We start from the raw sequence: 13,352 nt of genomic DNA, 5'->3' as shown, positions 1-13,352 counted from the left end.
CTAAAAATTACCGCCCGAAGAACACGTCTACTTTGTCTTCGCGGGTACCGTCTTCCAGCGGATATTCTTTGCGCATGGGGTGATAGGTCATGTCTTCCACATTTAAAATGCGGATAAGATTGGGGTGACCTTCGAACTGAATACCATAAAAATCAAAAGCTTCGCGCTCCATCCAGTTAGCAGTAGCGTACAACTTGGTTGCCGTGGGTACTACCGGATCTGCAATCGGGAAGAATATTTTGATGCGCAGGCGCGTATTATGTACCAGGCTGTGAACATGATAAATAAGGCCTAGTTCCTCACCTTTATTTTCCGGGTAATGAATGCCACACATGGTGGTGAGGAAATTCATTTGCAATTCCGCATCGTTGTACAAATGCGTTAAAAGCAGAATAATCTGGTCGCGGGTAGTGGTTACGGTTAGTAAACCATAAGGCTCGTGCGCGTTAAAAATAGCGTCGCCGAATCTGGCTGTAATATTTTCTAGAACTTGCTGATTGGTTAAACCTTGTTCGGCCATTATTTATTGGATGTTGTAAGACGCTAATAGTTCCTGGTATTCCGGAGAATTACGACGGCGCAGCGATTCGTTTCGGGCTAAGTCCTGTACGCGCATTAAACCATCCAGTACCTGCTCGGGGCGCGGTGGGCAACCCGGTATGTAAACGTCAACCGGAATAATGCGGTCGATGCCTTGCAATACGCTGTAGGTATCAAAAATACCGCCGCTGCTGGCGCAGGCACCCATGGCAATTACCCAGCGGGGTTCGGCCATCTGCTCGTAAACCTGCTTCACAATCGGCGCCATTTTCTTCGCAATCGTTCCCATAACCATCAACAAATCGGCCTGACGGGGCGAGAAACTAGGCCGCTCGGAACCGAAACGGGCAATATCGTAGTGCGCACCCATAGTGGCCATATATTCAATGCCGCAGCAGGAGGTTGCAAAAGGCAAGGGCCACAAAGAGTTACTCCGGGCTATACCTACTACCTTTTCTAAAGAAGTTGCAAAAAAACCCTGTCCCTCTACGCCGGCCGGCGCCTCAACCATATTTATCTTACTCATGTTAGTCTTATTTTGGTGTCAGATTAGAAATATCCAAATATCTAACACATCTGGAGCTATAAAAGTTTACGAACCGGACTTAAGTAAATCAGCGTTATTCCCACTTTAAGATTCCTTTTTTAATTACATAATAGAAGCCCAGCATCAGCATGGTCATAAATACTATCATCTGAATAAAGCCTTCCATGCCCAGGCCCCGGAAATTAACCGCCCACGGATACAGGAAAATAACTTCAACATCAAATATTACAAAAAGGATAGCTGTCATAAAGTATTTGTACGATACCGGCGTACGGGCATTACCTACCGATTCAACGCCGCATTCCCAGGCGGCATCTTTAACTTTACTGTGGCGTTTCGGGCCAATCAGGTGGGTTACTACAATGGCAAATATTACAAAGCCCAAAGCGGCGGCAAATTGTATTAAAATAGGTAAATAATCCGAAGGTAAATGGGTGGCTGCAGTCGTTTCCATGTTATCTGCTCTCTCTCGTTAAAATTTGGTGCAAAATTAGGTAATATTCAGGGATATTCAAAAGATACCGCCCGGCATAATGGGTTTAAAGTAAATTTAGAAATTATTTAAATTAAGGGTTGATTGCTTATGTATTTAACGATAGCTTACTAGTTTTAATATTTTTTGTTTAATGTTATTGCTGAACTGGTAAAAGTTAGTGCCCTTAATGGGTATGCAAACATTGTTCTTTATTGCCGGGCTCTTCTAGCTGAATGGTGGCATGAGCAATGTTAAATTTATGAAAAAGGTCGTCGTGGATACGGGGTAAAAGGTTTTCCTGCTGGTCTTCAGTTAAAACCAAATGTACCGTTAGTGAATTGTCGGTGGTGCTCAGGGCCCAAACGTGCAGATCATGTACTTCCTGTACGCCTTCGATATTTATTAAGTATTCCCGGATAGCGCCTAAATCTACCCCCCGCGGTACACCATCGAGCGAAAGCCTTAGCGATTCTTTAAGCAACCCCCAGGTGCCGGCAATAATAACCAGGATAATGAGCAAACTTACAACCGAATCTATCCAGTACCAATTGGTATACATGATAACCAAACCCGAGATAACTACCCCCAGCGATACCAGTGCATCGGCTGCCATGTGTAAATAAGCGCCTTTTACATTTAAATCGTGGTCTTTATCTTTCAAGAAAAGCAAAGCCGTTAAGGTATTTATTAAGATACCTACCAGCGATACAAGGGTAATCCATTTGCCATTAAGTGGTTGCACCTGACCAAACCGGTTAATAGCCTCCCAACCAATAGCGCCTACCGCTACCATTAGCAAAATAGCATTAAATAAAGATACCAGGGTAGTAGATTTGCTATAGCCGAAGGTGAAACGGTCGTTAGGTTTTTTTTGCGAAACTTTAATGGCTACTAACGCCAGCACCAGGCTTATCACATCGCTCAGGTTATGTCCCGCATCCGATAATAGTGCCAGCGACTCTAACCACAAGCCTGCCCCGGCTTCAATAATTACAAATATGAGATTAAGCCCAATGCCGATTAAAAAAGCCTTGGTTAGGTTAGTTGGCAGATGGTGGTGGGCGTGATCGTGGGGCGCGTGCGACATGATATAATTAAAACATTGGTAATTCGTTTAAGTAAGGCTACTTAAAAATTAACGGGTTACTATTACTTTTGTTATCCGGGAACCAGCCTCCTGTGCCTTTTACCGGCAATCGCCTGTTGTGTTAAATAAAGTTAGCCAACCTATTATCTGCTTGCTGTCTGCCTCCTAACTTATAAGTTTAGGTTGGAGACAGCCAAATTTATACTACGATTAGCTTAGAATGAGTAATATAATTAAATTCCTTTTTCTCCTTTTTGCTCTTACCCAACTACCCCTGACGGCTTTACTGGCGGCTGATATGCAAAACATTGGGGTGCCCTATGTGCAAAATTACACTAAACAATCTTATCTGGCCGGTAATAAAAACTGGGCGGCGGTAAAAGATAAAAACGGCATCATGTATTTCGGTAATTCCGATGGGTTGCTGGCTTTTGATGGCAAATACTGGAACCTCTACCAGTTGCCTAATCAGCAGATTGTAAGAGCCGTGGCTACTGATAACAATGGGCGTATTTACACCGGCGGTTTTAGTGAATTTGGTTACTGGGCTTATAACCAGGCCGGTAAATTTACTTACTACTCCCTTGTAAAACTGCTGCCCCGGCACTTACGGCCAACCGACGAAATCTGGAAAATATATGTGGACGGCGAGCGGGTGCTGTTTCAGTCGTTTGGCTCCATTTTTATTTATGAAAAAGGCAAAATTAAAGTTTTAAGGGCCGGTGCCTCTACGTCGGGTCAGCCGTTCCTGTTTTTATTTAAAGCCGGCAACCGCTTTTTTGTAGAAGTTATTTCAAAAGGACTTTATGAGTTAAAAGGTGATTCGCTCCATTTTATTTCTGCCAGTACCCTGCTGGGTAATTCCGGCGTACTTTCGGTTTTGCCTTTCCCCCACGGTAAGTTCCTGATTGGTACGGCCAAGAACGGGCTTTTTCTCTTCGATGGTAAAAACATTACACCTTGGCAGAACCAGGCCGATGGTTTTCTGAAAACCTACCAGCTAAACAACGGCGCCCTGGTGCTGGGTAAATATTTTGCCTTTGGTACTATCCTGAACGGGGTGGTTATATTGGATGAAGCAGGTCGCCTGGTGCAGCGCCTGAATAAATCGAGCGGCCTCCAGAATAATACGGTGCTGAGCTTATACACCGATAACGAACAAAACTTGTGGGCCGCCCTGGATAATGGTATTGACCGGATAGAAGTAAATTCGCCGTTATATTTTTATTTCGACCAAACCGGTAAGTTTGGTACTGTTTACGCCAGTTTGGTGCACGAAAACAAAATTTACCTGGGCACCAATCAGGGTTTGTTTTACAGCGAGTGGCCTAGCAATCATAATCATTCTTTCCATGCTTTCGATTTTAGCCTGGTACCGGGTTCGCAGGGGCAGGTGTGGCATTTATCGGTGCAGGATGGGCAACTGCTTTGCGGCCACAACGAAGGTACTTTCCTGGTTACGGGTAATAAAATGAGCCGCATTTCGGATGTGAAAGGGGGCTGGGGTATTAATAAATTATATGCGAACCCAAATCTGTTAATACAAGGCACTTACACCGGGTTGGTCATTTATAAAAAAGACCCTGCGGGTAACTGGGTATTCAGCCACAAAATACCGGAGTTTAACGAGCCTTCGCTGTACGTAGAGCAGGACGAAAAAGGGAATATTTGGGTGAGCCATGCTTACCAGGGTTTGTACCGGCTTACCCTCACCGAAGACTTAAAAAAACTGAAAAGTACTACCCTATATAGTCAGCAACAAGGGCTGCCCGGAAATTTTAATCTCAATATTTTTAAACTCAATGGGCAACTGCTGTTTTCTTCGGCAGCTGGGTTTTACGTGCACGATGCCCTAAACGACCAGTTTTACCCTTACACGCAATTAAATCAGAAATTAGGTGATTTTGCATCATCAAACAAGATAATAAAAGCCGATGATACAAAATATTGGTTTATTAACCACGGCAAAGTGGCACTGGCAGATTTATCCCAGCCCGGAAAACTAAATATTAAAACCAATCCTTTCGATATTTTAAATGGGCGCATGGTGCAGTTTTATGAAAACATCAGCCGGATAAATAAGGATATTTATTTAATAAGCGTAGACGATGGCTTTGTTTTTTATAATGCAAAGACCATTACCAAACCGAAACAGGCCTTACCAACCGTCCTGATTCGGAAGGTTGAAAATATAACAAACAAGACAGTCCTTATCACCGAGAATAATAAAAACCGGGTTCAGATTCCCTTTGTTCATAATAATCTGCGCATCTCTTATGCCTTGCCTTACTACAATCAGGCTAAAGTAAAATACAGTTATTTTCTGGAGGGGCATTCCGGGCAATGGTCGGAGTGGAGTACCGAAACCAGTAAAGATTTTACCAATTTAGACTACGGAAATTACCGGTTTCTGGTAAAAGCTCAACTGAACGGTAAAACAGAATCAGCCATAACTGTTTTTACTTTTGTAGTTACGCCACCCTGGTATGCTACCGCCTGGGCTTGGGTGGGCTACTTTATTCTGCTGGTAATTTTTTACTGCTTAATTAAATATTGGTATATGCAAAAACTGCGACGTGACCAGCAGCGCATTCAGCAGAAACTGGAAAAAGAAAAAGAAGAAGTGCTGCGCCAGGAGGCTATACTGAATGAACAAAGAATTGTAAAGTTGAAAAATGAACAGTTGCAGGCCGACTTAGCCAGTAAGAGCCGCGAATTAGCCAACTCGGCTTTAAATATTGTTTACAAAAACGAATTGCTGCAAAATATTCAGGAAGAGATAATTCAATTAAATGATACAACCGGCAAAAAGATTGCCGCCGATCAGCTCCGTAAAATTCAGCGCGTAATCGACGAAGGTAAAAATGATGAGCGGGATTGGAATTTACTCGAAAACAGTTTTAACGAAGCCCACGAAAATTATTTTAAGAAGCTACGCTTGGGGCACCCCGAACTAACCCCCAACGACCTGAAACTTTGTGCTTACCTGCGCATGAATATGAGTAGTAAAGAGATCGCTTCCTTACTTAATATTACCGTACGGGGCGTAGAAATTCGGCGCTACCGGCTGCGTAAGAAACTGAATTTAGACCACGAGAAGAACTTAGTAGAGTTTTTACTGGAGCTTTAAGCGGTTTTGAGTACTACATCATTACCTCTCATAGCCGTAGAATTACTTTCTCAAATGGCTTCGACGGGTGCAAAATGCCTAATTATAGGCTCAAGTATTTAAAAAATATTTAACGTTTAAAGCAAAAGTTTAAAGAAAAAATAAAAAGTGCAGCTAAAGAAATTTTGATGTAGTGATGTAGTGGACCCTTTTTGGGATTTGGGGGTATAATAATAAATATTTGGTCATTATTTGTTAACCACCCGATAATCTTATGATGAAAAGAACCCTAATGTTGTTGTTTTGTTTGTTTACGGTAAACCTGCTTTTTGCGCAGGAAAATATTACCATAACAGGCAAAGTTACAGATGCTGCCACCGGCGACCCACTGCCCGGTGCAACTGTACAAGTTAAAGGCACCACTTCTGGTGGTGTTGCTGATGTTTCAGGAACCTATACCGTATCGGCACCGGCTACTGGAACCCTCGTATTTTCTTTCCTGGGTTTTGTAGACCAGGAAATAGCTATTAATAATCGTACTACTATAAATGTAGGTTTGGCTACCGATGCAAAAGCCTTGGAAGAGGTGGTGGTAGTAGGTTATGGTGTGCAGCGTAAAAGAGACCTTACCGGTTCTATTACTTCGGTAGAAGGAGAGTCGATTGCCAAGCAGCCTAATGTAAACCCTTTATCTTCTTTACAAGGTAAAGTGGCTGGTTTAACGGTTGTCAACAGCGGACAGGCCGGTGCCAGCCCAACTGTACGTATCCGAGGGGTAAACAGTACCAGCAACACCAACCCGCTTTACGTGGTAGATGGTGTTTTTCAGACCAACATCGATTACCTGAACCCGGCGGATATTGAAAGTATGGAAGTTCTCCGCGACCCTTCCTCTATTGCAATCTTTGGCTTGCAGGGGGGGAATGGCGTTATTATTGTAACTACCAGACGCGCCGCCAAAGGCGAAACCCGGATTAATTTCCAGAGTTCCGTTGGCGTGCAACGGGTTAACAGAAAAATTGATGTGGTAGATGCCGGCGGGTTTAGAAGGCTATATGATGCCCAGTTAACCAACCTGGGAGCCGCACCTTTTGATTATACCAGTTATACCGGTAACACCAACTGGCAAGATTTAATTTTTCAGGATGCCCTGATTACCAACAACAGTTTGAGTATTTCAAACAGCGGCGAAAAAAGCTCTACCCTGATAAACTTAGGGTATAATGAGCAGGAAGGGGTAGTAAAATACAATAACTACAAAAAGTTTGTCGCCCGGATTAATGAGGAGATCCGAATTAATCAAAATATTAAAATAGGCGGCGATCTTACCGGCTTTCACTGGCGGCAGCAGGCCCCAGGTGTAGGCCTGAACAATGCTTTGTGGGCGGCACCTATTGTGCCGGTACAGGCCAGCGAAAACTTGTATTACAGCATGCCTTCTTTCCAGCGGGCGCAGGTAGGGAACCCTATTGCCAGCTTAAACCGGAATACCGGCAATGCGGTTGATCAGGGCTACCGGGTAGTTGGCAGTTTGTTTGCCGAAGTTAAATTTTTAAAAGATTTCACGGTTCGTTCTTCGGTATATACCGATTTGGGCTTTAATAACTTGCGGAGTTACAGCCCCCTGGCTAACCGTTTTATAAACCTGGGCGAAGGTACGGCGGCTACCGATACCACCTACGATGCACTTGTCCGGACCAGCGTTTCCCAAACGCAGCAACAGTTCCGGAAATTTCAGCAGGACCATACCTTAACGTACAACAAAACCTTTAACGAAAAGCACAACGTAACGGCCCTGGTAGGGTTTACCACCTTATTTAACGGCAGTACCTTTCTTTCGGGCATGCGGCGCGATACTACTTTGAATATTCCGCGTGATCGTAACTTCTGGTACCTGAATGTAGCAGATGCATCGATGCCGTTGAATAACAGCGGCAGCGGCGGCGAAGAATCTTACATGTCTTTTTTAGGTAGAATAAATTATTCTTTTGCTGGTAAATATTTAGTAAATGCTACTTTCCGCCGCGATGGCAGTTCTAAGTTTTCGCCGAGCAACCGGTGGGGTAATTTTGGTAGCGTTGGTTTAGGCTGGGTGGTAAGCGACGAAGGCTTCTTCCAAGACATAAATCCTTTTGACTTCTTAAAACTACGTGCTGCCTGGGGTACCGTAGGTAGTGGTTTAGGTTTGCCGGCAAACCTTTATTTACCTGGTTTAGTTACTTCAGATAGAGCGGTGTTCGGCGAAAATGTAAATACTTCGGTTTCGCCGGCTTATGTACCCGACCCTAATCTGCATTGGGAAGTAGTCCGCGGGATTGATGTGGGTTTAGATTTGCGCGCCCTGGACAACCGGTTTAATGCCGAAGTTACCCTCTACGACCGGACCACTAAAGATATCCTAACTTCTTTAACCTTGCCGGGTACCGCCGGTAATTATACCTATCGCACCAACCTGGGTAATATCAGTAACCGGGGTATTGAGGTGTCGATGGGCTGGAATGACCAGATAGGTGATGATTTTACCTACAGCATCTCGCCTAATTTTAGCTACAACAAAAATAAAGTAGAATCTATCGGGCCTAACCTGGAATTCGAAATATTAGGTAATGGCGGGGTTAACGTTACCAGAACCGGCCAGTCTATCGGGTTTTTCTATGGCTACGAGCAGGTGGGTATTTACCAGTCTACCGCCGATTTAGACAAACAACCCAGTTTTACTAATTCGCTGCCCGGCGATATTGCTTACGCTGATAAAAACGGTGATGGCGTAATAACTCCTGCTGACCGCGGTTACTTAGGCACACCTTTTCCGAATTGGAACTTTGGCAGTACTTTTTCGGCGGGCTACAAAGGCTTTGATGCGCTCGTGGAAATACAGGGCGTAGCCGGTAATAAGGTCTATACCCAACGTCGCACGGCTACTTTTGCTACCCTGAATTACGAAACCAACCGCCTAAATGCCTGGAGCGGACCCGGTACCAGCAACATTGAGCCTATTCTGGATAATACCCGCGCGAATAATTACCTGTTCAGCAGTTATTTCCTGGAACCCGGCGATTATTTCCGCTTCCGTACTGTGCAATTAGGCTATACATTCCAGTCTGAGCGCATGAATAAAGTAGGCATAAAGCAACTGCGTTTGTCTATCAGCGGCCAAAATATAGCTACTTTCAGCCGCACTTCGGGTTATACGCCGGAGGCTTCTTTGGCCGACCCTATTGCCAGCGGTGCCGATAACGGAACCTTCCCGGTACCAGCCATCTATTCTTTTGGTATTAATGCATCATTTTAAAATTTCTTAGATAATTATATATGAAATTATTTAATAAAGTTCCACGGCCTAACAGCATCGTCCTATTATTGCTGGCGGTTGTTTCTACGTTGGTGTCGTGCGACAAGGATTTTTTAGACCGCGCCCCGCAAGGCCAGTATACCCAGGACAATTATCCGTATCCGGGTGGTTCCGGGCCTTACGACCAGTATATTTTTGGCGCCTACTCCAGCCTGCGCGATTTTAATGTGCACAGTCAATCGTTTATTGCCATTACCAGCATTCGCAGCGACGATGCTGACAAGGGTAGTACCCCGGCCGATGGTGGGGCCAATGCCATTGATATGGATAACTTTCCGGTGGCAGTAAACAATGGCTTTGCCAATGCCATGTGGACAGGCTATTTTAATTTGGTGAATAAAGCAAATATTGTTTTAGACCAGGTGGCCAATAATGAAGCCATTGTGGCTACTCCTGAAATAAAAGTACAGTCCGAAGCTGAAGCAAAATTTATCCGGGCCTATGCTTATTTCATGCTGGTGCGGGTATTTGGCCAGGTGCCGCTCATCGATCAGGTATTTGCCGATCCGGCAGCGCAAGCCAATGTGCCGCAAAGCTCGCCCGAACAGGTTTATGCCTTAATCGAAAGTGATTTAAAGTTTGCCGCTGCCAGTTTACCCATGAGTTGGTCGCCTGCCTTTGTGGGCCGGGCTACTTCGGGAGCTGCTAATGGCTTACTGGCCAAAGTTTATTTAACTCAGCGGAAATGGGCGCCAGCCCTAGCGGCGGCTAATGCCGTTATTACTTCTGGTCAGTATAGTTTAAATCCTTCTTACGACCGGTTATTCAGAGAAGAAGGCGAGAACAGCAGCGAATCGGTGTTTGAAGTACAGGCAACCAGCAGTCCCGCTTTTCCGGATGCCAATGGCGTGCAATACGCCCAGGTTCAAGGCGTAAGAGGAACTGGTACCTGGGATTTGGGCTGGGGCTGGAACACCCCCAGCGAAAACCTGGAAGCTGCCTACGAGCCCGGCGACCCGCGCCGAACCAGAACCATTTTGTATACGAGTAAAACGACCAGTCCCACCGAAGGATTAACCATTTACGGAGAAAAAACTCCGCTGGGCTTACCTAACCCGCGCTACAACCATAAAGTTTATACCAATCCGGCTCGCAGGGCTGCGGTGAATAACCGGTTTGGGCATTGGTTTAATGTAAGGGTGCTGCGTTACGCCGATGTGTTGCTGATGTATGCCGAAGCCGCCAACGAACTGGGAAATACCGCCGAAGCCCTGGCAAAATTAGAAATGGTGCGGGCCAGAGCCAGAGCCGGCAACAGCTCCATTCTGCCACCGATTACTACTACCAACCAAGCTGAATTACGCGAGGCTATCCGCCATGAACGCCGCGTTGAACTGGCCATGGAGCACGACCGCTTTTTCGATTTGGTTCGCTGGGGTATTGCCGGTCCGGTATTGCGGGCCGCCGGTAAAACCAATTTTAATGAGAACCGGGATATTTTATTACCTATTCCGCAAACGCAAATTGATTTGAGTAAAGGCGTGCTGAAGCAAAATCCAGGGTATTAATCTCATATTTTAATTAATAGAAGATAGAAGAAAATGAAATTCTCCCATTTATATATAAAAAATTGCTGCCTGGGTATAGCCCTGGCGGCAACTATCCTGTCGTCCTGCGAATACGATGGCAATCCTAACAACCTGGCTGACGTCAGTCCGGCGGATTACGAAGGTAAAATTGATGGCTACACCAGTTCAGAAGAAATTTACCCGAATAACCTGATTGCTTACTGGTCTTTCGACGACAACAAGAATGAGACTATCAGCAATACAGCGCCTACTTCTACGGCTAATGATTCGTTTGTGGAAGGCGGCGTAAGAGGTAAGGCCCTGAATTTAAATGGAGGCTGGTTGTACTATGCCAAACAGTTCGAAAACTTTAAAACTGATAAGTTAAAAAGTTTTACCATAAGCCACTGGGTACAAATTCTGAATAATGGCTCCAAAAGAACCATGACTTTTCAGTTGGCCCGGCCTGGTATGTTCAACGGCAATATAAACCTGGCTTTAAATACCAATGCCAACCCAGCTTCTAATACCGATATTTTGCGCATCCAACCTACTTTTAATACCGTGGGCGGCGGCACGCAGGATAACCTGAATAATAATTTATCGCCTAAAATAGGAGCCGATAAATGGACGCACATTGTGGTTACGTACGACGGGGCTTCCGGCGTTTTTAATATTTGGGCCGATGGTGTAAAAGTAGGCGGTTTCCCGAACCGGGGTGTAGGCAATAATTTGTTTAAAGCATACGAACCCAGCGAAGTAATTATTGGAGCCAATTATAACAGCATACCCGGTAAAAGTGTAAATACCGACGCAAACTTTGCCCCGATGACTGGCCGGATAGACGAAATACGGGTATACAATATTAATTTACCGGATGCCCATATCCGCAGCCTGTACAATTTAGGAAAAGCTAAAAAATAAGGACAAATGCGGCTACTAAATGTTGGGCCTTATGCCCGAATTACTGGTAGCCGCATTATTAAGTTTAGCTACCCCGCAGCTTATGATAGATATTGATCATACTAAAAGTAAAAACTGGCTGGCAAAACTGTGCGGTTTTACTTGGTACTTGTTATGTTTAAGCTGTTTACTAGGGGTAGTGGGCTGTAAAAAAGAGAAAGAAAATATTCCGGCTGATACCTCGCTTTCTTTTACCGTTAATGATGTTTATAATGGTACTTTAAAATACGGCGGCTTAAACATTAGGCCAGCTATTAAATTTAGTTTTACCGAAGCCATCAACAATTCCACCCTGGCAACAGGCATAACTCTAAAAAATGCGGCCGGTTCCTCTTTACCGCTATCTTTTACTTTACAGAATGACGATAAAACCGTAGTAGTTACCCCGCAGCAAGACTTAGCTTCTTTCTCGGATTTTAGCCTGGCGGTAGATAATAATTTAAAAACGGTTAGTGGTGGCCGGCTCATCAACCCCTTAACCATAACGTTAAGCACTGGTCTGGATAATACCGACAAATTCCCCCGCTTAACCGACGAAGAACTCCTGACCTTGGTGCAGCGCCAGACTTTTAAATATTTCTACGATTTTGGGCATCCGGTTAGCGGCCTGGCGCGGGAAAGAAATACCTCGGGCAACACGGTTACTACCGGCGGGTCCGGGTTTGGTATCATGGCTTTAATTGTCGGGGTACACCGGGGCTTTATTACCCGCGCCGAAGGACTGGCTAGAATGCAGCTAATCGTTGATTTTCTTAAAAATAAAGCCCAACGTTTTCACGGAGCTTACCCGCACTGGCTCGATGGCAATACCGGGGCCGTAATACCTTTTGGCGCCAAAGACAACGGCGCCGACTTAGTAGAAACTTCATTTTTAATGCAAGGGCTTTTAACGGCCCGGCAATATTTTAATGCCGGTAATGCCTCCGAAACAGCCTTAAGAAATAATATTACCAATATTTATCAGGGAGTAGAATGGGATTGGTTTCGGAAAGATAACAGCAATACCCTGTACTGGCACTGGAGCCCTAACTTTGCCTGGGATTTAAATTTGCCTATCCGGGGGTGGAATGAATGTTTAGTTACCTATGTACTGGCGGCAGCCTCGCCCACACATACTATACCCAAAAGTGTTTACGATAACGGCTGGGCCGGTAACGGGGGATTGCGGAATGGCAAAACTTATTACAGCGTAACGTTGCCGCTGGGGCCGGAGTTGGGTGGACCTTTATTTTTTGCTCATTATTCTTTCTTAGGCCTTAACCCGACCGGCTTAACCGATGCCTACGCTAATTACGAAGCGCAAACCCGAAACCACACTTTAATAAATTATAATTACTGCAAAGCCAATCCTGAAAAATATTACGGGTACGGCGAAAATTGCTGGGGCTTAACGGCTAGCGATATCCAGAACGGTTATACGGCCAGCTCACCCACTAACGACCGGAGCTATATTGCGTCTACGGCGGCTCTTTCTTCGTTTCCTTACACCCCAAAAGAGTCGATGCAGGCGCTGCACTTCTTTTATTATAAGCTGGGCGATAAAATCTGGAAAGAATATGGGTTTGTAGATGCCTTCTCTTTACAGGAAAAATGGTTTGCCGATTCCTACCTGGCCATCGATCAGGGTCCCATTATTGTCATGATCGAGAATCACCGGAGCGGCTTGTTGTGGGATTTATTTATGAGTGCCCCCGAAGTAAAAAGTGGATTGCGGAAGCTGGGATTCTCGGGCCCAACCATTTAAAATGCAGCAACCGGGTAATTTTAAATT

At 45.0% G+C, this 13,352-nt stretch carries 9 protein-coding genes; 5 read left to right on the top strand and 4 right to left on the bottom strand.

Annotated features, from left to right (window positions below; all coding sequences use genetic code 11):
* Positions 1 to 7: 7 nt before the first annotated feature.
* From AAE02nite_RS01460 to AAE02nite_RS01445, 4 genes are all read right to left on the bottom strand, one after another.
* On the bottom strand, positions 8 to 520 hold the full coding sequence (locus AAE02nite_RS01460) for an NADH-quinone oxidoreductase subunit C (protein ID WP_146894647.1): 513 nt from the start codon (positions 518 to 520) through the stop codon (positions 8 to 10).
* A gap of 3 nt (positions 521 to 523) precedes the next feature.
* Positions 524 to 1,066: an NADH-quinone oxidoreductase subunit B gene (locus AAE02nite_RS01455; RefSeq protein ID WP_146894646.1), complete on the bottom strand. Its 543-nt coding sequence runs from the start codon at positions 1,064 to 1,066 to the stop codon at positions 524 to 526.
* Positions 1,067 to 1,160: 94 nt separating this feature from the next.
* A complete protein-coding gene (locus AAE02nite_RS01450; RefSeq protein WP_146894645.1) occupies positions 1,161 to 1,541 on the bottom strand; it encodes an NADH-quinone oxidoreductase subunit A in 381 nt (126 codons plus the stop codon).
* A gap of 205 nt (positions 1,542 to 1,746) precedes the next feature.
* Positions 1,747 to 2,649, bottom strand: a complete 903-nt coding sequence (locus AAE02nite_RS01445; RefSeq protein WP_146894644.1) for a cation diffusion facilitator family transporter — start codon at positions 2,647 to 2,649, stop codon at positions 1,747 to 1,749.
* Between the two features lie 220 nt (positions 2,650 to 2,869).
* Between AAE02nite_RS01445 and AAE02nite_RS01440 the strand changes: the two genes are divergently transcribed.
* From AAE02nite_RS01440 to AAE02nite_RS01420, 5 genes are all read left to right on the top strand, one after another.
* Positions 2,870 to 5,779, top strand: coding sequence for a ligand-binding sensor domain-containing protein (locus tag AAE02nite_RS01440; protein WP_146894643.1), 2,910 nt, complete (start codon positions 2,870 to 2,872; stop codon positions 5,777 to 5,779).
* A gap of 253 nt (positions 5,780 to 6,032) precedes the next feature.
* Positions 6,033 to 9,050 carry a SusC/RagA family TonB-linked outer membrane protein gene (locus tag AAE02nite_RS01435; RefSeq protein ID WP_218033421.1) on the top strand — a complete coding sequence of 1,006 codons (3,018 nt, stop codon included), beginning with the start codon at positions 6,033 to 6,035 and terminating at the stop codon, positions 9,048 to 9,050.
* 20 nt (positions 9,051 to 9,070) lie between these two features.
* Positions 9,071 to 10,618 carry a RagB/SusD family nutrient uptake outer membrane protein gene (locus AAE02nite_RS01430; RefSeq protein ID WP_146894642.1) on the top strand — a complete coding sequence of 516 codons (1,548 nt, stop codon included), beginning with the start codon at positions 9,071 to 9,073 and terminating at the stop codon, positions 10,616 to 10,618.
* Between the two features lie 33 nt (positions 10,619 to 10,651).
* A complete protein-coding gene (locus AAE02nite_RS01425) occupies positions 10,652 to 11,542 on the top strand; it encodes a LamG-like jellyroll fold domain-containing protein (protein WP_146894641.1) in 891 nt (296 codons plus the stop codon).
* A 31-nt stretch (positions 11,543 to 11,573) separates the two neighbouring features.
* Positions 11,574 to 13,325, top strand: coding sequence for a glucoamylase family protein (locus AAE02nite_RS01420; protein ID WP_246150723.1), 1,752 nt, complete (start codon positions 11,574 to 11,576; stop codon positions 13,323 to 13,325).
* Positions 13,326 to 13,352 lie beyond the last annotated feature (27 nt).

Source organism: Adhaeribacter aerolatus (assembly GCF_007991635.1).
In the GTDB taxonomy this organism is placed as follows: Bacteria; Bacteroidota; Bacteroidia; order Cytophagales; family Hymenobacteraceae; genus Adhaeribacter; species Adhaeribacter aerolatus.
The sequence above is the reverse complement of the archived record's forward strand: the minus strand, read 5'-3'. Positions and strand labels throughout refer to the sequence as shown.